Source organism: Cryptobacterium curtum DSM 15641, assembly GCF_000023845.1.
GTDB classification, from domain to species: domain Bacteria; phylum Actinomycetota; class Coriobacteriia; order Coriobacteriales; family Eggerthellaceae; genus Cryptobacterium; species Cryptobacterium curtum.
Map to the genome: position 1 here is coordinate 800828 of NC_013170.1, position 18083 is coordinate 818910.

General features: G+C 51.2%; 19 protein-coding genes. All 19 read left to right on the top strand.

Features of this window, described 5'->3' with window-relative positions; all coding sequences use genetic code 11:
* Positions 1 to 3: 3 nt before the first annotated feature.
* Entirely contained in the window at positions 4 to 1371 is a 1368-nt protein-coding gene (locus CCUR_RS03410; RefSeq protein ID WP_012803086.1) for a radical SAM protein, read from the top strand.
* A gap of 40 nt (positions 1372 to 1411) precedes the next feature.
* Positions 1412 to 2746 carry a ribosome biogenesis GTPase Der gene (gene der, locus CCUR_RS03415; RefSeq protein WP_012803087.1) on the top strand — a complete coding sequence of 445 codons (1335 nt, stop codon included), beginning with the start codon at positions 1412 to 1414 and terminating at the stop codon, positions 2744 to 2746.
* On the top strand, positions 2743 to 3402 hold the full coding sequence (gene plsY / locus CCUR_RS03420) for a glycerol-3-phosphate 1-O-acyltransferase PlsY (protein ID WP_012803088.1): 660 nt from the start codon (positions 2743 to 2745) through the stop codon (positions 3400 to 3402). Before der ends, plsY begins: the two co-directional genes overlap by 4 nt.
* The gene (locus CCUR_RS03425; RefSeq protein WP_012803089.1) at positions 3399 to 4406 is read left to right on the top strand and encodes an NAD(P)H-dependent glycerol-3-phosphate dehydrogenase; all 1008 of its coding nucleotides are present in this window, start codon (positions 3399 to 3401) and stop codon (positions 4404 to 4406) included. Before plsY ends, CCUR_RS03425 begins: the two co-directional genes overlap by 4 nt.
* On the top strand, positions 4406 to 4891 hold the full coding sequence (locus CCUR_RS03430; protein WP_012803090.1) for a methylated-DNA--[protein]-cysteine S-methyltransferase: 486 nt from the start codon (positions 4406 to 4408) through the stop codon (positions 4889 to 4891). Before CCUR_RS03425 ends, CCUR_RS03430 begins: the two co-directional genes overlap by 1 nt.
* Positions 4892 to 4958: 67 nt before the next feature.
* Positions 4959 to 5651 carry a ribulose-phosphate 3-epimerase gene (gene rpe, locus CCUR_RS03435; RefSeq protein WP_012803091.1) on the top strand — a complete coding sequence of 231 codons (693 nt, stop codon included), beginning with the start codon at positions 4959 to 4961 and terminating at the stop codon, positions 5649 to 5651.
* Positions 5652 to 5699: 48 nt separating this feature from the next.
* On the top strand, positions 5700 to 6887 hold the full coding sequence (locus CCUR_RS03440) for a cysteine desulfurase family protein (RefSeq protein ID WP_012803092.1): 1188 nt from the start codon (positions 5700 to 5702) through the stop codon (positions 6885 to 6887).
* Between the two features lie 11 nt (positions 6888 to 6898).
* Positions 6899 to 7786 (top strand): Nif3-like dinuclear metal center hexameric protein, encoded by an 888-nt coding sequence (locus CCUR_RS03445; RefSeq protein WP_083771574.1) that lies wholly within the window; start codon positions 6899 to 6901, stop codon positions 7784 to 7786.
* Between the two features lie 2 nt (positions 7787 to 7788).
* Positions 7789 to 8511 carry a zinc ribbon domain-containing protein gene (locus CCUR_RS03450; protein ID WP_012803094.1) on the top strand — a complete coding sequence of 241 codons (723 nt, stop codon included), beginning with the start codon at positions 7789 to 7791 and terminating at the stop codon, positions 8509 to 8511.
* Between the two features lie 141 nt (positions 8512 to 8652).
* Positions 8653 to 9696 carry a deoxyguanosinetriphosphate triphosphohydrolase gene (locus CCUR_RS03455; RefSeq protein WP_012803095.1) on the top strand — a complete coding sequence of 348 codons (1044 nt, stop codon included), beginning with the start codon at positions 8653 to 8655 and terminating at the stop codon, positions 9694 to 9696.
* Between the two features lie 53 nt (positions 9697 to 9749).
* Complete coding sequence (locus CCUR_RS03460) at positions 9750 to 10433, top strand: AzlC family ABC transporter permease (protein ID WP_012803096.1); 684 nt, start codon at positions 9750 to 9752, stop codon at positions 10431 to 10433.
* Positions 10430 to 10762, top strand: coding sequence for an AzlD domain-containing protein (locus tag CCUR_RS03465; protein ID WP_012803097.1), 333 nt, complete (start codon positions 10430 to 10432; stop codon positions 10760 to 10762). The genes CCUR_RS03460 and CCUR_RS03465 overlap by 4 nt, the downstream gene beginning before the upstream one ends.
* 223 nt (positions 10763 to 10985) lie before the next feature.
* Positions 10986 to 11330, top strand: coding sequence for a 50S ribosomal protein L19 (gene rplS / locus CCUR_RS03470; protein WP_012803098.1), 345 nt, complete (start codon positions 10986 to 10988; stop codon positions 11328 to 11330).
* Between the two features lie 165 nt (positions 11331 to 11495).
* Entirely contained in the window at positions 11496 to 12284 is a 789-nt protein-coding gene (locus CCUR_RS03475) for a ribonuclease HII (RefSeq protein ID WP_012803099.1), read from the top strand.
* Positions 12285 to 12398: 114 nt separating this feature from the next.
* Positions 12399 to 12959 (top strand): YraN family protein, encoded by a 561-nt coding sequence (locus CCUR_RS03480; RefSeq protein ID WP_012803100.1) that lies wholly within the window; start codon positions 12399 to 12401, stop codon positions 12957 to 12959.
* Positions 12959 to 14482: a YifB family Mg chelatase-like AAA ATPase gene (locus CCUR_RS03485; protein WP_012803101.1), complete on the top strand. Its 1524-nt coding sequence runs from the start codon at positions 12959 to 12961 to the stop codon at positions 14480 to 14482. The genes CCUR_RS03480 and CCUR_RS03485 overlap by 1 nt, the downstream gene beginning before the upstream one ends.
* Positions 14463 to 15449, top strand: a complete 987-nt coding sequence (dprA, locus tag CCUR_RS03490; RefSeq protein ID WP_012803102.1) for a DNA-processing protein DprA — start codon at positions 14463 to 14465, stop codon at positions 15447 to 15449. The genes CCUR_RS03485 and dprA overlap by 20 nt, the downstream gene beginning before the upstream one ends.
* A gap of 148 nt (positions 15450 to 15597) precedes the next feature.
* Complete coding sequence (gene trmFO, locus CCUR_RS03495; protein WP_049754328.1) at positions 15598 to 17136, top strand: methylenetetrahydrofolate--tRNA-(uracil(54)-C(5))-methyltransferase (FADH(2)-oxidizing) TrmFO; 1539 nt, start codon at positions 15598 to 15600, stop codon at positions 17134 to 17136.
* The gene (locus tag CCUR_RS03500; protein WP_012803104.1) at positions 17133 to 18080 is read left to right on the top strand and encodes a tyrosine recombinase XerC; all 948 of its coding nucleotides are present in this window, start codon (positions 17133 to 17135) and stop codon (positions 18078 to 18080) included. Before trmFO ends, CCUR_RS03500 begins: the two co-directional genes overlap by 4 nt.
* Positions 18081 to 18083: the final 3 nt, after the last annotated feature.

Consider the following 18083-nt stretch of genomic DNA (forward strand, 5'->3'; position numbering starts at 1 on the left):
ACCGTGTCGTGCTACGCGGGTATTATCGCTTCGGTTGAGGTTGACAGTCCTGCCTGGGAAGTGGGGCTTGAGCGTGGGTGCCAGATAACTGCCGCCGATGGACACCCCCTGCGCGATGTTATCGACTGGCGTTGGTGGGCATGCGATGAAGCAGTAACCGTTTCATATATCGATAACGACGGTGAAGCGGGCGAGGTTGAACTGGTGCGCTCGCCTGGTGAAGACTGGGGTATTGAGTTCTCGAAAGCAATTTTCGACGAGGTTATCCAATGTCGTAATGCCTGCATGTTTTGCTTTATGCGGCAGCTTCCTGACGATGTACGCTCTTCGTTGACACTGCGTGATGACGACTTTCGTCTGAGTTTTCTACAGGGAACCTTCGTTACGTTTACCAATCTGACGCCCGCTGATGAGGCGCGCATTATTGAGCAGCACATTTCACCGTTGCGGTATTCGCTGCATGCGGTTACCCCTGAGGTGCGTCGGCGTATGATCGGGCCGCGGGCATCGGTTGGAATAGAAGCAGCCGAGCGCCTTTTGCAGGCGGGTATCGAACTACATGCGCAGATTGTGCTTATGCCGGGTGTTAATGATGGCGCCGAACTTGCCCAGACACTTTCCTGGGCGTGGAAGCATGAAGGCATTCGTTCGGTGGGTATCGTGCCATTAGGTTATACAAAGCATCAGCGCGCATTTGAAAAGAGCTTTGGTGAACAGGCGCGTGCACGGGCGGTGATTGATGCGATAGAAGGATATCAACAGCGCGCGCTTGTTGATCGCGGCACTGCTTGGGTGTATGCCAGCGATGAGTTTTATCGGAATGCTTTTCCCGATGATTTACTCGACCATTTGCCACCTGCTTCGTTTTACGGGGATTTTGACCTGTTTGAAGACGGTATTGGTATCGTGCGGGCCTTCGTGGATGACTGGCAGGGTACCGAAGCGGTCGCCCGCAAGGCTGCGCGTGCATTAAAGGATGCGCAGGTGCATGCATTGCTTATTTGTGGCTGCGCTCAACGAGAATTTCTCGACCCGCTTTTGCGAAACAGTCCACTGCAGGGCCTGCTCGAGCCACTGTATGTGCGCAATGATTATTTTGGGGGCAACGTCGATGTGACGGGACTTTTGTGTGGCTGTGATGTGGGACCGTCTCTTGCCAAGGCACAGGAAGAAGCACGCACGCGCGGTGATACGCAAGAACGTATTGCTCTTTTGCCAAAAGTAACACTCAATGCTGATGGCGTTATGCTCGACGACACCACGCCTTCTGATGTCGCACGCACAGCTGGCATGCCAGTGCATGTGGTATCCTGCCAAGCGTCGGAATTCCTTCCTGAACTTATCGCGCTTATTTCTCGCGCGCATTCATAGCACCCCGCTTTTGCTGGCGGTGAAGAAAGGTTGATATCGTATGGCAAAGCATCTTGTCGCCGTCGTGGGGCGGCCAAACGTGGGAAAGTCAACGTTCGTCAACCGCATTGTCCACAGTGACGAAGCTATTGTGCATGCTATGCGCGGCGTGACGCGTGACCGTTCATATCACGATGCCGACTGGAACGGACACCATTTCACGCTTATTGATACCGGTGGTATTGAAATGGGCGATGAAGATGCATTTCAGACGTCTATCCGTAACCAGGCATTTACTGCTGCGCGCGAGTGTGATGTTATCCTGCTGCTGGTTGATGGGAGAACAGGCATTACAGCCGACGATGAAGAAGTCGCCCGCATTCTCCGTCGTGAAAAAGCCCCCGTTTTGGTGGTGGTGAACAAGCTCGACAACCTCGATACGGCCGATGCAATGTATGAATTTTATCGGCTGGGTCTTGGCGATCCGTGGCCGATATCGGCAATTCATGGCACGGGTACCGGTGATTTGCTTGATGCCGTTGTTGCTGAACTTGATAAGGTAACGCCTAATGAAACATGTGAAAACGACGATGATGACGAGATTATTAACGTTGCTATTATTGGCCGACCAAATGCTGGTAAATCATCTCTCACCAACATGCTTTCACGTAACGACCGCTCTATCGTGAGCGATGTAGCAGGCACAACCCGTGATGCAATTGATACGCTTGTTGCACATGAAGGACGCGCCTACCGTTTGGTTGATACTGCCGGCTTACGGCGCAAAAGTAAGATTGATGAAGATGTTGAATACTATGGCTTCGTGCGCTCGATGCGCGCCATTGATCGGGCAGATGTGGTACTGCTAATGGTCGATGGCACGCTTGGCTTAACCGACCAAGATCAACGCATTGCTGGTTTTGCGCATGAACGCGGCTGTGCGATGGTCATCGTGCTTAATAAGTGGGATATCGTTGAGGGAGCAGATCGCAAAGAAGCTGTGCGTGATCAGATAACAGAAAGTCTGCGGTTTGTAGGCTTTGCGCCAGTTGTTGCTGTTTCAGCACTCACAGGCAAGAACACACATCGTATCTGGGAAGCTATCGATACTGCATGGGACGGGTATCATCGCGAGATACCCACGAGCCAGCTGAATAATTGGCTGACTGACATTCGCGAGTTTGGGCATACCGTGAGTTCGGGCAAGAAATTATTGAAGGTTAAATACGCGACACAGACAGGAATCTGCCCGCCGCAATTCACCTTTTTTGCGAATCATCCCGAAATGGTTACCGATAATTATCGACGCTATCTTGAAAACCGTATGCGCCGTACGTTTGATCTTACCGGCACACCCATCCGTATCAAGTTTAAGCGGAAGGACGATTCTCGGTGATAAGTCCCGTTGTTTTCATTGGTGTTCTTGCTATCTGTTTCCTCTTAGGCTCGCTTCCGAGCGGCGTCATTATTGGTCGTGTCTTCTTTCATACGGATATCCGTGAAACTGGATCGGGCAATATTGGCACCACCAATGCCATTCGCGCCCTGGGCAAGAAGGGTGGATACGCCGTATTTCTGCTTGATTTTGGCAAGGGTCTGATTGCTGGTTTGGTTACCCTGGGTATCGCGCACGGCTTGAGCAGTCCGACAGGTGTGTTTACGTTGGAAGAAGCTCGTGCGGCAGCGCTGCTTGGGGCAGCCTGTGGACATATTTTTTCACCGTGGTTAGGGTTTCATGGGGGTAAAGGTATTGCCGTTTCCGTTGGCTGTCTATTTGTGACCTTCGGTGTTGTTGGTGCCCTTATCGAACTGGCCTCGTTTACCGTGGTAGCACTGATAACGAAGCGCATTTCTGCTGGTTCGCTGACCGCTGCGGTGCTCTGTGTACCGCTTTCTGTGTTCTATTTCCACGATGACCTGTTAGCGTGTGTCATGAGTGCGCTCGTCGGCATACTTGTTATTTGGGCTCATCGAGATAACATTGCTCGTTTGCGGGCTGGCACTGAAAGTACGGTGGGTAAAAACATAAACGGAAAGGGCGGTAACGCATGAAGATTGGAGTTATCGGAGCTGGTTCATGGGGAACAGCCCTTTCGCAAATGCTTGCTACAAAAGGCTTGAACGTAAACCTTTGGGCACGACGTCCTGAAGTTGTTGCGTCAATTAATGCCAACCATATAAATCAACGCTACTTCAGCGACGTGACGCTTTCATCAAATATCGTCGCAACAGTGGGCTACGAAGATTGTTTAATGAATGCCGAGGCAATAGCGGTGGTCACTCCGTCAAACTTACTGCGCGGGGTTGCACGTGCCTTGGCAGCTGCAGGAGCGGCAGACGATCTGCCGATTATTATTTGTAGCAAAGGTGTTGAAGCGGTTAGTGGTCTGTTACCAACACAGATCTTCGAAGAAGAAATGGGTAATGTCAGTCGACTTGCGGTACTTTCTGGCCCCAACCATGCTGAAGAAGTTATCGCCGGAATGCCTGCTGCAACGGTTATCGCCTCGCGCAATGCGGATACCACTTCATTCCTACAATCAGTTTTTGCTACCGAGAATTTCCGTACCTATACCAGTACAGATGTTGTTGGTGTTGAGGTTTGTGCTGCCTGCAAAAACGTTATCGCTATCGCCGTTGGTCTTTCGTACGGTCTTGGGTATGGCGACAATACGGCATCGCTGCTCATTACCCGAGGATTAGCGGAAATGGGTCGTCTAGTCAGTGCACTGGGCGGCGACGCGCTCACCTGCATGGGCTTGGCGGGCACCGGTGACATGATCGCAACGTGCATGTCGCAGCATTCGCGCAACCGTCGTTTTGGCGAACGCCTGGCAGCTGGTGGATCACTTGATGACTTCTGTGAAGAAACTCATATGGTGGTGGAAGGGGCGCTTGCCTCGAAGACATTGCTTCCCCTTGCCAAGCGTGCTGGTGTCGAGTTGCCGATTGCTGAGGTGGTTCGTCAGGTTGTCTGGGAGGGTGCAGACGCATCAAAAGCTGCAATTGAGCTCGCGCGGCGTCCCTTACGGGAAGAGTTCTACGGTCTTTCTTGATGGCTTATACTCCGCGTCGTACTCCCTTAACGCATTATTCATATGTCACACCGATTGGGCCTGTGACACTAGCATCTGATGGATATGCGCTGGTGGGTGCTTGTGTGGGTGAAGGTTCTTTTCCCGGTGTGCATACACCGAGTGCCCTTACTAATCGTGCGGCAACAGAACTGCAGGAATATCTTGCTGGCAAGCGTTTTGTCTTCGATATTCCACTTTCAGCTCACGGAACACCGTTCCAACAAGATGTCTGGCGCGCAGCCGCTGCTATTCCGTATGGGCAAACCCGTGCGTATGCCGATATTGCTGCCTCTATTGGTCATGGGGAAGCGTACCGTGCAGTTGGATCGGCGAGTCGCGCGAATCCATTGCCTTTTTTTATTCCGAGTCATCGTATTGTGGGTGCCAATCGTTCTGTTCGCTCAGATGATGCAGCCGACAAGCTCAAGGAATTCCTGCTGAAACTTGAACAGTGCCATAGCTAGCGCCTGCACTGCGTTACAATCGCCTAGTCAATAGCATTCGGCTTTGAGCCTGAACGAAGGGTTGTGTATGTTCGAGGCAGCACGGATATCGCCGTCCATACTTTCAGCGGACTTCATGCATCTTGCTGATGAAATTGATGACATTGAACGCGCTGGTGCAGATTTGGTTCATATTGATGTAATGGATGGTCACTTCGTACCTAATTTAACAATTGGGGTGCCGTTGCTTAATCAGATTGCACGTAGTGCGCATATCCCCCTTGACGTGCATCTTATGATTGACAATCCACTTGTGCAGCTACCGTGGTATCTTGCGGCGTCTCCCGATTACGTAACAATTCATTGGGAAGCGCTGGGTGGGCGCACGGAAGCCCTTGAAGCCTCAGCGCTTATTCGCTCTGCCGGTGTGCATGCGGGTATTGCCCTGCGTCCCGATACGCCTACGAGTGTGCTTGAGGGTATCTATGACGCATGGGATATGGTGCTGGTTATGAGTGTTCAACCGGGGTTCTCTGGTCAGGCTTTTATGCCTGCTTCGATTGATCGTGTTGAGCAGGTGGTTCGCGCTGCCCGCCAGGAAGGAGCTTGCCCTCGTATCCAGGTGGATGGTGGTATTTCTGCTGAAACGGCGGCGCTGGTTGGCGCTGTGGGGGCTGATGTACTCGTTGCGGGGAATGCTGTTTTTAAGGCGGCTGATCGGGCACAGGCTATCGATTCAATTCGTGGCGCCGCAAATAACGCCCGTACCAGTGTCTCGTAGTGCTATCTGTCAGCAGCGAGGCACTACAAGAAAGGAAGTAAGGCAACGATGAAGCGTATCTATGCAGATTGGGCGGCAACAGCCCCGCTGAGTCAAGAGGCGGCTTTGGCAATGGAGGCATTTAGCGGACCGGAAAATATTACGGTCAATGCAAACGCCAATTCACTGCATACCGAAGGTCGTCGTGCGTTTGCAGCAATGGAAGATGCACGAAGCGCTATCGCACGCAGTACCGGTGCACGGCCGGACGAGGTTATCTTTACGAGTGGTGCTACCGAAGCGGATAACGCAGCTATTTTTGGCATCGTTGGTGCTGCTGCGCAAACGGTACGTCAGCGTGGTCAAGCAGATTTTGTTCCTCATTTGATTGTCAGTTCAATTGAACATGATGCTGTGCTGCAGCCTGCACATCGCCTCGAGAGCGAAGGTGTCGAAGTAACGTATGTTGAGCCAGATAGGCGCGGTATTGTTTCGCCTGCTTCTATTGAGTCGGCTCTTCAGCCGAATACCGTACTGGTTTCAATTATGTTGGCAAATAACGAAGTTGGTTCAATCCAGCCAGTTGCCGAAATCGCAAAAGTAGTTCATGCAGCGGGCGCTCTCATGCATACTGATGCCGTTCAGGCATTTGGAAAAATGTCGGTTGGGTTGGATGCCTCAGGTGTCGATGCTCTCAGCATTTCAGCTCATAAAATTGGCGGCCCCAAGGGGATAGGTGCTCTTGTTTTAAAGTCAGGTACCCCGTTTCTCCCGGTGCTTCTGGGCGGTGGACAAGAACACGGCTTACGCAGTGGCACGCAGAATGTTGCAGGTATGGTTGGTTTTGCAGCAGCAGCCACTGCTGCGACGGGTGAAGGCCTCAATGAAGAGGTAAATCGCCAGCGCAACCTGCGCGATATGCTCTATGAAGGGCTTTGTGCCTTCGAGGGAGTACAGTGCAGCGTTCCGTGCGAATCAGGATCGAAGGACTTTCTCCCCAATATTGTGAGTGTCAATGTCGCTGGCCTTGAGAGCGAAACGCTCATCCTGCGCTTTGATCGCGAAGGGGTGGCTCTTGCAGGGGGTTCGGCCTGTAGTTCTCATTCACTTGAACCAAGTCGAGTTCTTAAACAGATCGGTATCGATCGTGATCGCGCTTTATGTACCCTGCGTATTTCGATTGGTCGTTCAACAACCGAAGAGGATGTTCACGGTATTCTTGCCGCGTTTGAGCGTGTGCTTTCCTGGCAGAGGTAAAGGAAAGAGCTATGAGCAAAACCGATCAGAAAACAGAGATCGCCACTAAGCAAGACGCCCTACGTGTGACATCGCGTACCATTACGGTAGGTGAACTGGAACAGGCACTTCTTGAACTATTTCCTGCTTCCGATGCTGAATCATGGGACCGAACGGGATTGCTGGTGGGTGATCCGCGTGCTGTGATTTCAGGTGTTGCGGTAGCGCTCGATGCAACGCCACGTGCTGTCCGTGCCGCTCAGCACATTGGTGCAAATGTATTAGTTACTCACCATCCTGCGTTTCTTGATCCGCCGTGTCGCATTATGCCAGCATCGTCGAGCACCTGGGGTCCGGCAGCAACGGTATGGGAATCGCTTGATGCGGGAATTGCGCTTATGAACTTTCATACGACGCTCGATGTCAGCCCGGCTGCTGCTTCTGTTTTACCGGGTCTTTTGGGACTTACTTTCGACTCAATTGTCGATCGAATACCTGCCTCTGAACTCGAAAAGGGATATGGTCAGCTCTGTCACGTTGCAAGCGATAGTCCGTTAACCCTTTCGGATTTAGCGTGTCGTTGTGCTGAAGTATTTGGTCGTCCTCCTCGCGTTTGGGGTAGGGCAGATAAGGTTCTCTCCACTGTTGTGACGTGCACGGGTACAACAGGCGATCTTCCGGAGCATTGCGCACGCATCGGTGCCGATTGCCTGGTTTGCGGTGAAATCCGCTATCATGCCGCGCTCGATATCGTGCAAACTGGTCTTGCCGTGATAGAGTTAGGGCATGATGTGAGCGAGTTGCCCCTAACGGGCGTACTGGCTGCGGCAATAGAAACAGCGGGGTTTGACGAGAGTCGAATTACTATTCTGGATCAAAGTGATAACTGGACCGTTCCCAACATGATGCGGAGGCAATAGCCATGCAGGCAACAAAAGAGCAGATTAGTGCCCTTGAATCGCTGCAAAATCTTGATCGAAAACGTATCAGAGCGCAGTTGGATTTAACAAAGCTCCCACAGCCGGCAGCAATTGAAGAAATCAGTCAGCGAAAAGCGACTGTTGCCGATAAGTATAACCAGATCAAAGAACTGCTTGATCAGGCTGAATTAAAGCTCCAGCGGTATGCTGAAGAGGACGATGATCTTGCCGGTCGTCAGCGCGAAAAGCAGACTGATATTTCGCAGGCTAGTGGCGACTACCGCAGTATTAAGTCGCTTACTCGCGATCTTGAAGGCATTGCAAAGCGCCGTGAAACGCTCGAATTTGAAATGGGTAAGCTCGATAAACGTATCACCGAAATTAAGACAGTTTTCACGCAGGCTGCAAATGCCCTTGAAGCATTAAATAGTAAAGAAGAGACGCTTCGGCAAGCATACGAACAGCAGCGAAGCGCCCTTGAGCAGACGGCGTTAGCTGCCAACCAACAGCGTCCTCAGTTTACCGCTGCTCTTTCACCTGAGCTTTTTGATGCATACGAAGAAGCACTGGCACGTTGTGGGGGTATTGGCGTTTCACGCTTGGACGGTGACCGCTGCGGGGCCTGCCGCAGCACCATTGAACCAAACCGCTTTCTGCAGGTAGAACGTGAGGCACCGATTAGCCGGTGTCCTCACTGTCGGCGCCTGCTTATTGTTGATCGGTAGTTTAACCTGGCGGCATATCTTTCTTTCAGATAGGCGTTCTTTCGCAACAAACACCTGTGTGAGTAAATCGCCCCGATGGTAAGATGCAAACGATTATTGATCAGGATACCGAGCAATGCGAATGCGGAAGGGGAGAGCCGTATGCATATTGTGACACGTGAAGAGCGCCAGGCGATAGAGCATGAAACGCTCGCCGATGATGCATCATTTTCCGACGAATCCGAAGGTCGCCAAAACAGCAGCTATCCCGATGAACTACGGACTGAATATCAACGCGATCGCGACAAGATTATTCACTGCAAAGCATTTCGTCGTCTTTCGCACAAAACGCAGGTATTTTTGGCGCCGATGGGCGACCATTATCGAACGCGTCTTACTCATACGTTAGAAGTATCTCAGATAGCGCGCACGGTATCGCGTGCGCTTGGTTTAAATGAGGATCTTACTGAAGCTATTTCGCTCGGTCACGATTTAGGGCATACACCGTTTGGGCATGCGGGAGAAGATGCTCTGTGTGCCAGCTTAGGCAGTTTGATGGGAATGGATGGCGAAGCATCGCGTACAGCGCATCTCTTTCGTCACAACATTCAGAGTTTGCGGGTTGTCGAGGTTATCGAAAACAATGGTGGTGGTCTTAACCTTACCGCCGAAGTGCGTGATGGCATTGTGTGTCATACCGGATCTCAGCAGGCTGAAACGCTCGAAGGACGCGTGGTCGCTCTTGCAGATCGTATTGCCTATGTGAATCACGACATTGATGACGCTATTCGGGCAGGAATTCTTTCTGAAGAAGATCTTCCATCAGCTGCCCGCCGTCGTCTTGGTGAAAGTCATTCAGCACGCATTCAGACCATGGTGCTTGACTGCGTGCATACCTCTCAAGACTTAGATGATATACGAATGGGAGATGATACCTGGTCAGCAATGATGGAACTTCGTTCCTTTCTGTTTGATAGGGTATATCATGCGCCCGAAGTGCTTGTTGAAGTGCAGCGTGCTCATCATGTGGTCTCTGGGCTATTTGACCATTATCTTGCCTGTATTAATGAGGTGCCTGAAGAATATCGTTCACTATCAGATGGTGACGATTCACGTGCGGTAGTTGATTTTGTTGCAGGAATGACCGACCGTTATGCTTTGAGTGTGTATCGAGAAATTTTTATGCCACATCAGTTTGTCCGTTGATTTCAGAGGCGCACATGTTGTGACTGGCATAGCCGCCGCTATAATGGCGAGTCATGTCGATTAAACACTGTCTACAAACCGCTTTTTCTGCTGCGCTTCCCATCATGGCGGGTTATCTCGCTATTGGCGTTCCCTGTGGCATTATGGAAGCGCAGATTGGACTCAGTCCGTGGTTAGCCTTTGTGGTGAGCATGACGTTCTATTCAGGGGCAGGACAATTCATGGTAGGTGGCATGCAGCTTGCTGGTGCACCCGCGGCATCAATTATTGCAAGCGTATCGTTTGTTAATACGCGACAGATGCTGTACGCAGCAGCTTTTTCGCCTTATTTCGCCCAGGTACGAAAGCCGCTTTCATTTTTCTTTTCCGCCACCGTAACCGATGAAAGTTTTGGTGTAAATCTTACCCGGTTTCAACAGGGCTCGTGGACTCCTGCACAGGCAACAGCGGTCAACGTACTCTGCATGTTCTCGTGGGCAGCGGCTAATGCGCTCGGCGCGGTGGCTGGCGATGCTTTGCCGATACCGGCGGCAATTGCTTCGTTTGCGATGACTTCTATCTTTATCTGCCTGCTTGTGTCGCAACGTCATAACCGCATCACTGCAGTTGTTGTTGCGGTGAGCATGCTTAGTGTTTGCTTGTTTAAGATCGTTGGCCTTGAAGGGCCGGCCATTCTGTTTGGTGCTTGCTTGGGGGTTGCCTGCGGTTTGGTCGTGCGAAAGAGGGTGAGCGCATGACCGCATCGAGCTTCTTGCTTGTTTATGGCATATGTATCGCAACGATGCTTATCTGCCGTTGCGTACCGCTGTTTGCACTTAAAGGCCGCGAATTGCCAGCTGATGTACGAATGGCATTAGAACTGATTCCGCCAGCTGCTTTCGCGGCGCTTGTTGCGAATGATTTGTTCAAGCCCAGTATGTTTGATGCTGGTATAGCAGCGAGTATGGTGCCGCTGGTGTCGGCGGCGCTTGTTGTTATCGTCGCATGGCGCACGCATTCCCTCATTGGCTGTGCGTGTGCGGGTATTGTAGCTTATGCACTCCTTGCGGCGTTTTTCGGCATGTAAGTGGTATCCAATATCTTCTGAAACGAAAGATATCGGTTGGTGTTGCTAGTGGTAGGTAAGGGTATGATTTGCGGGTTATATTTGGCCTTGAAGACCTCGCTGGTGAACTTTCAAAGTAGGGATGTGCTTTTTGCTTGCTTCGTATCAGCGACCACGGTATACTTTCCAACCGCGTCTTTACAAGACCATTCAATTGTGAATTGACCATATAGAAGGAACAGCCATGGATATCATCCGCGCTATCGAGCAGCAGCAAATTAAACAGGATCTCCCTGATTTTCAGGCGGGTGATACGGTAAAGGTGCACTATCGCATTACCGAAGGTAATCGCGAACGTATTCAGGTTTTCCAAGGCGATGTTATCCGTCGTCAGGGCGCAAGCAACCGTGAGACATTCACCGTCCGCAAGGTCAGCTTTTCTGTTGGTGTTGAGCGTACCTTCCCTGTGCACTCTCCGAAGATTGATCACATCGAAGTTGTCCGCCGTGGTGCCGTCCGTCGTGCCAAGCTGTACTATCTGCGCGATAAGGTAGGTAAGGCCGCCAAGATTAAAGAAAAATCCTTCTAGGACAAGCGTATTAACAGGGCTCCAATAAGGAGCCCTTTTTATAGATGCTTCACGTGGTTTAAGCTAGCATAAGGTAATTAACTGATAGATAAAGCATCTACTAACTAGTTAACTAATTAATTAACGCGATACCTTATAGGTATTCTTTCAACACTGGCAGGATAAATGAATCAGCGTCGACAGACAGTTCAAGACATTGTTTCTCGCTTGCAAAAAGCTGATGCGGAATCATTTGCCGTGTTTGAGCGCTCTTTGGCGTCTGATACGCGTAAGGGAATTCAACAGGCTCTTAAACGCGCGCGACATCGCTTACAGGCACAAGCCGCTGAACAGCAGCGTCTTGAAGAACTCTATACTTTGCAGGCACAAGCCGCAGATGGTGGAGTGTCTGTCGGTCTTGATGAAGTCGGTCGCGGACCACTTGCCGGCCCTTTGACAGTAGCGGCAGTGGTGCTGCCTGAAGCGCCGCACATTGCACATCTCAACGATTCAAAGCAACTTTCTGCCAGTCGTCGTGAAGAGGTGGCTGCTGCCGTTAAAGATGTTGCAATTGCCTGGTCAGTTCAACATATAGCGCCCGAAGATATTGATGATGCGGGAATGTCTGCCTGCCTGCGACGTGCTTTTGGTCGTGCGGTAGCGGCGGTTGAGACCGCAGGTGTTGCCATTGATGTCGTGTTGCTTGATGGAAACCCCCTTCATTTTGATGTGCGTGAACGCACGTTTATTAAAGGGGACGCACGCCTAGCCTGCATTGCTGCTGCGTCAGTGGTGGCTAAAGTTGAACGAGATGAGCTTATGACTCAGGCAGCACAAACATATCCCGTTTATGGTTTTGACCGAAATAAGGGCTACGGCTCTGCTGAACACATTGCTGCTATTAAAAAGTATGGTCTTTGCCCACTTCATCGACGCAGTTTTTGTCATTCCTTTGTTCAGGAATCACTGTTTTAATTTGTTTGGCTGGCGCTGCATTTCTGCCAGTTTGACATGACATATCGACTGTATTTTCCAGAGTTCTGTGCCATATCGCCTTTCTAGCATTACCAGCAAGGAAAGGAGGGCGTTATGGCCGCTCGAAAAACAAAAGACGAACAATCTACTGGTAAAGCCGCTAAACGTAGCAATACGAAGACTCAGTCGAAACCATCTGTTGATTCTTCTACAACGCATGCTATGCATGAGAAAGAAAATAGCATTGAACAGCGAAAAGAATCCTCTTCAATCAACACAGTAGCACCAACGAACAAGTCACAGAACAATCGCGAACTTGGACGACGGGGAGAAGATGCAGCTGCGGCATTTCTTACGCGGCGGGGCTATGAAATAGTTGAGCGCAATTGGATGTGTCAGGCTGGCGAGGCGGACATCATTGCACAGGGCGAGGGAAGCATTCATTTTATCGAAGTAAAAACGCGTTCGAGTGCTGCCCGTGGGTTTCCTTCCGAAGCGGTCGATGCAAAAAAGCGCAGTCGTTATGAGCGAATTGCAGAGTGCTACCTCAGGTCGTGCAACAATTTACCCGAGATGCGGGTGACTTTTGATGTTATTTCCATCCTTGCTACGGGTGAAAGTCGCGCATTCTTGCGTATGCATCGCGATGTGCTTGCGAGTGATTGCGCGATGTGATGAACGATAGTCGCTTTAGCGTACGATGTGCAACCATAACGGGAGTCGATGCACAGCCGGTTATGGTGGAAGTGGCTATCACTACTGGCTTGCCAGGGTTTTCTATCGTTGGAATGCCTGATGCTGCTATTCAAGAGGCCCGCGAGCGAATCCGTGCTGCCATTAAAGCCTGCGGATTTTCAATGCCGCCCGATAAAGTAGTTGTCAACTTGGCTCCAGGGTCGTTGAAGAAAACTGGTTCAGGATTTGATCTGCCTATTGCTGCTGCCATCCTAGCCGCTACTCGTCAGATTGATCCACGCCATGTTGCTGATGCATTGCTGGTGGGTGAACTTTCGCTTGAGGGGTTCGTTAAACCAGTAGCCGGCATGATAGCGTATCGTTGTTGTGCTGCTCGCCAGGCTCTACGGCTCATCTGCGCACCCTGTTGCCTTGAAGGGGAAGGAATTCTTTCCAATCAGGTTGAGTGCGTTGCTTCATTAGGTACGTTTCGCGAAGATACCTTGCTCGCCGCACAATATCATTCCAACAGAGAGCCTGAAGAACTCCCCGATTTCGCCGATGTCGGTGGGTGTGTCGTTGCTAAGCGAGCTTGTCAAATAGCGGCGGCAGGTGGACATGGCCTTATGATGATTGGGCCTCCTGGGTCAGGAAAATCGATGCTCGCTGAGCGCTTAGCGAGTATTTTGCCTCCCCTTGAGGAAGAAGAACGTATCGAGGCCGCACGGATTCACTCCATAGCTGGTGCAGATATTTCTTCGATTCTTGCTGGACATCGACCATTTCGAGCGCCGCACCACAGTGCAACAATGGCTGGACTGGTAGGGGGAGGCAATCCTGTGCGCCCTGGTGAGGTAACGCTTGCGCACGGGGGTGTGCTCTTTCTTGACGAGATGCCAGAGTTTCATCCAAGTGTATTACAGAGCATTCGCCAGCCAATGGAAACTGGAAAGGTCGTTATTACTCGTGCGTGTGGCACTATTACTATGCCCGCACATTTTATGTTGGTCGGCGCGAGTAATCCCTGCCCCTGCGGCTACTATGGCGATGCGAAAATTTCCTGCACGTGCACGCCGACACAGGTACAGTCGTACCAAAACCGTATCGGTGGTCCCATTCTTGATCGGTTTGATCTTTGTATCGATGTGTGGCGCAGTGCCTACGACGAAATTGTTTCAGAGAATAAAGGAATTTCGTCAGCGCAATTGCGCGAAGGTGTTATGACGGCGCGCACGTTTGCCTTCGAACGATGGCGGCAGCAGGGCGGGCCACCGGCGCGCAATGTGGGGGAACTTATTGGTGCGTGTGCCCTAACTGATGAAGCAGCGTGCTTTCTGCGCAGCGCAGCTGATTCGTGTGCGCTCAGTGGGCGCGGCATTATGAAGGTGGTAGCCGTAGCACGGACGATTGCCGACATTGCTGAAGATACAACCGTATCTGCTGATCAAGTTGCTGAAGCGCTATCGTTTCGAGTACGTGCTCAAATGGGGAAGGGAGTCAGTGGTGGAGCCGCCATCGCTTGAAGAAGCTCATGCGCAACGGCGCCGACACGGATGGCAGCGGTGGGAAGGTCACCCGTTGTCGGGCCCGCGCTTTGAGGTGTCTATTGGTTCATCAACTTATCCAAAAGCGCTTACTTGTATTAATAAGCCGCCTCATACACTTTATGGCATTGGGTCACTTGAATCACTTGAAGAGGGGCTTGCTATTATTGGAGCGCGGCGAGCAACCCCGTATGGACTTTCATGCGCTGAGCGATTTGCACGTCACGCTGCACAGCGTGGTATTTGCATCATATCGGGTGGAGCACGCGGGTGTGACGCGCGTGCGCATCGGGCTGCCCTTGAAGCGGGCGGACGTACCGTAGCCTTTCTTGGGGGTGGCTGTGATCAACCCTATCCGCCGTCTCATGTCCCCCTGTTCCAAGAAATTATCAATAACGGTGGTGCAATTGTCTCCGAAAACGAATGGGATTTCCCTGCACTGCCGTATACCTTTCGTGCTCGCAATCGTCTTATAGCTGGTTTAGCCAAAGCGACACTTATTGTCGAAGCTGGCATTCCGTCGGGCACGTTTTCAACAGCCGATGAAGCGCTTGAAGCGAATCGTGAGGTATTAGCTGTTCCTGGAGCGATTACATCTCCAACCTCAGCGGGGGCAAATAGGCTTATCTATCAGGGTGCAACGCCTATAGTTGACGATGAAACATTCGATACCGCCTTAAGCAGCTTGTTTTGTCTCTTGAAACAAGAGTGTATTCACATGGATGATGATTCAAAGTCGCTTGAGTTACCGCTGGATGCGGTAACTCAAGCACTTCTTGCTGCCTTGCGGGCGGAACCGCTTCGAACGGACACGCTCATTGATGTGCTCTGTGCACAAAATAAGCAGGCCACCGCACCAAACGTATTGGCAGCTCTTGCGCGGGCGGAAGCTCTCCATCTTGTCGCGCGTTATCCTGATGGGCGCTATGGCCCTGCGAGCCTTTAATGTCAGCGTGGTGGCCATAAGGATAAGGTGTGCAGTACGCAAGGATAAAGGACAAAAGTAATTGTGTCATACCTGTTAGCAAGGAACATAAGCGTTGAAAGAAACCTCTTCTTTCAGGTTGCAATTGGGTTTCTGCTACTATGGTCGGATGCAAAAATATCATGTAAACATTATCGGTGCCGGTCTGGCGGGCAGTGAAGCAGCGCTCCAACTTGCAGCGCGTGGCATTAAAGTAACGCTTATTGAATCGCGCCCTCTGTTTACCGATGGCGTTCATGAAACGGGGCTTTGTGCTGAACTCGTTTGCTCCAATTCGCTAAAGAGTGAAAGTCTGTCAAGTGCAGCAGGTATGCTCAAGCGTGAGCTAGATGTACTGGGCTCTTTTCTGTACCAAACAGCCCGTGAAACACGGGTGCCGGCTGGTGGAGCCCTTGCAGTTGATCGGTATGCATTCGCCCATGCGGTTACCGATCAGGTTACCGCAGCGCCCAGTATCAATCTGGTGTGTGGCGAAGCGCTTAGTGTGCATGCGGATGGGTCGATCAGCCTGCGTGTCGACAAAAATGGTCGCGAAGAAAAAACGCCAAAAGCTGATGCGGTGATTGTGGCTACCGGTCCACTGACATCCGATTCTTTTGCTGATTTCATCACTGGTGTTACCGGACAAGACAACCTCTCGTTCTTTGACGCAGCCGCTCCCATTGTTATGGCGGACTCGCTTGATACAAACATCCTCTTTCGACAAAGTCGCTACGAAGAGGGACAGGGCGATTACCTGAATGCGCCCTTTACGAAAGAAGAATACGAGCAATTCATTACGGCGCTGCTAAGCGCCAAGCGGGTGGTACGGCGTGATTTTGAAACAAAGGAACTATTTCAAGCCTGCCAACCGATAGAGGAGATTGCTCGTGCTGGTGTTGATGCCCCGCGTTTTGGACCGCTTAAGCCGGTCGGTCTTGTTGATCTGCGTACTCATAAACGTCCATGGGCTGCCTTGCAGCTGCGTGCTGAAAACCGTGAAGGAACCTGTTACAACTTGGTTGGTTTTCAGACCAATCTGACATTCCCCGAACAACGGCGCGTTTTTCAGATGATTCCCGGTCTTGAACAGGCTGAATTTGCGCGCTACGGCGTTATGCATCGCAACACCTTTATGGATGCACCGCAACTGCTCGCAAGTGACTTGTCATTTAAGACAGAACGTTGGCAGGGGGTGCCCTTGTTTGCGGCGGGACAAATTACGGGAACTGAAGGTTACTGTGAGGCAATTCGTTCAGGTTTACATGCTGCGTTTGGTGTTGTGAGTCGACTGCGAAACCTCACACCGCCGCCTCTTTCGCGGCAGATGGCATTTGGATCGCTTTGGCTGTGGGCGAGTGATCCAACAACAGAAGACTATCAACCAATGCATGTGAATTTCGGTATCATCGAGCCGCTTGCTGAACGGGTGAAGAATAAGCGTGCTCGCTATGATGCGTATGCGCAGCGTGGCGGCAAGGCACTTGATGACTATTGTCACATGCTGTCAAAAGTGGGGCTTCTTACCGATGCATATTCCGATACGTGTGTAGCACAGAGTGCTTCAGCGTCTCAGGATGACGTAAATCTCCACACCGAGGCATCCACCGATTTAGATTTATACGATCAAGCACCCAAGGCGTCCTCACATCAAGGGGTAGTGCGATGACAACCAAACATCAGACAGAATCCCATAGTGCTGAGTTACTTGTTGCACGCTATCTCGAAGAATTGACGAGCACTGGCCGTGCTTCAGCGCATACCATACGTAACTACGGCAACGATCTTGCCGACTGGCTTCGTTTTGCCGAACGCTCAAATATAAACGCGCTTGAACCGTCGCATCGAGACATTCGGCTTTATCTGGTTGATCTTGATGCTGCTCGCTATGCAAAGGCGACAATCAATCGCCGCTTAAGTTCGTTACGTGGCTTTTTCAGATGGGGCCAAATTGCAGGATTATTCGAACATAATCCTGCTGAAGCAGTATCGTCACTCAAAGAGGGAAAGCATTTACCGCATCGGATACCACCTTCCGATATGGTGCGCATTTTACGTGTTAATGGCCCGCGCGATGAGCAAGGAAAAACACGCCTGCAAACACCGATACAAATGCGTGATCAGGCAGTGCTTGAATTTCTCTACGCCTGTGGTGCTCGTATATCAGAAGCGGCTGCACTAACCGTGGATGCTGTTGATCTCGACAGAGGTACTGCCCGACTGTTCGGCAAGGGGAGTAAAGAGCGGGTTGTGTACTTACATGCTCTCGCCATCGAAAGTATGGGTGCCTACCTCCATTTTGCTCGCAACGATCTGTTGCGCGGGCGCACTGATCCGGGGTATTTCTTCCTTTCGACTCGGGGATTGCCGATGAATACCGACGCGATACGCAAGATGTTTAAGACAACACTTATCCAAGCTGGGGTGCGCGCTGCATACACGCCACACGATATGCGTCATACGTTTGCGAGCGACTTGCTTGAAGGTGGTGCAGACCTGCGAAGTGTTCAGGAATTATTGGGTCATTCAAGCCTTTCGACCACTCAGATATACACACATGTTTCAATTGCGCAGATGCGAAAAGTTCATAAGCAAGCGCATCCGCGTGCATGATTT

Bases quoted from the DNA above. Each gene is read 5' to 3' on its own strand.
- CCUR_RS03465 (WP_012803097.1), top strand. From the start codon at position 10,430: ATGACCGCATCGAGCTTCTTGCTTGTTTATGGCATATGTATCGCAACG.
- CCUR_RS03485 (WP_012803101.1), top strand. From the start codon at position 12,959: ATGAACGATAGTCGCTTTAGCGTACGATGTGCAACCATAACGGGAGTC.
- der (WP_012803087.1), top strand. From the start codon at position 1,412: ATGGCAAAGCATCTTGTCGCCGTCGTGGGGCGGCCAAACGTGGGAAAG.
- CCUR_RS03455 (WP_012803095.1), top strand. From the start codon at position 8,653: ATGCATATTGTGACACGTGAAGAGCGCCAGGCGATAGAGCATGAAACG.
- CCUR_RS03440 (WP_012803092.1), top strand. From the start codon at position 5,700: ATGAAGCGTATCTATGCAGATTGGGCGGCAACAGCCCCGCTGAGTCAA.
- CCUR_RS03500 (WP_012803104.1), top strand. From the start codon at position 17,133: ATGACAACCAAACATCAGACAGAATCCCATAGTGCTGAGTTACTTGTT.
- CCUR_RS03445 (WP_083771574.1), top strand. From the start codon at position 6,899: ATGAGCAAAACCGATCAGAAAACAGAGATCGCCACTAAGCAAGACGCC.
- CCUR_RS03460 (WP_012803096.1), top strand. From the start codon at position 9,750: ATGTCGATTAAACACTGTCTACAAACCGCTTTTTCTGCTGCGCTTCCC.
- CCUR_RS03425 (WP_012803089.1), top strand. From the start codon at position 3,399: ATGAAGATTGGAGTTATCGGAGCTGGTTCATGGGGAACAGCCCTTTCG.
- CCUR_RS03475 (WP_012803099.1), top strand. From the start codon at position 11,496: ATGAATCAGCGTCGACAGACAGTTCAAGACATTGTTTCTCGCTTGCAA.
- rpe (WP_012803091.1), top strand. From the start codon at position 4,959: ATGTTCGAGGCAGCACGGATATCGCCGTCCATACTTTCAGCGGACTTC.
- CCUR_RS03450 (WP_012803094.1), top strand. From the start codon at position 7,789: ATGCAGGCAACAAAAGAGCAGATTAGTGCCCTTGAATCGCTGCAAAAT.
- rplS (WP_012803098.1), top strand. From the start codon at position 10,986: ATGGATATCATCCGCGCTATCGAGCAGCAGCAAATTAAACAGGATCTC.
- CCUR_RS03430 (WP_012803090.1), top strand. From the start codon at position 4,406: ATGGCTTATACTCCGCGTCGTACTCCCTTAACGCATTATTCATATGTC.
- CCUR_RS03480 (WP_012803100.1), top strand. From the start codon at position 12,399: ATGGCCGCTCGAAAAACAAAAGACGAACAATCTACTGGTAAAGCCGCT.
- trmFO (WP_049754328.1), top strand. From the start codon at position 15,598: ATGCAAAAATATCATGTAAACATTATCGGTGCCGGTCTGGCGGGCAGT.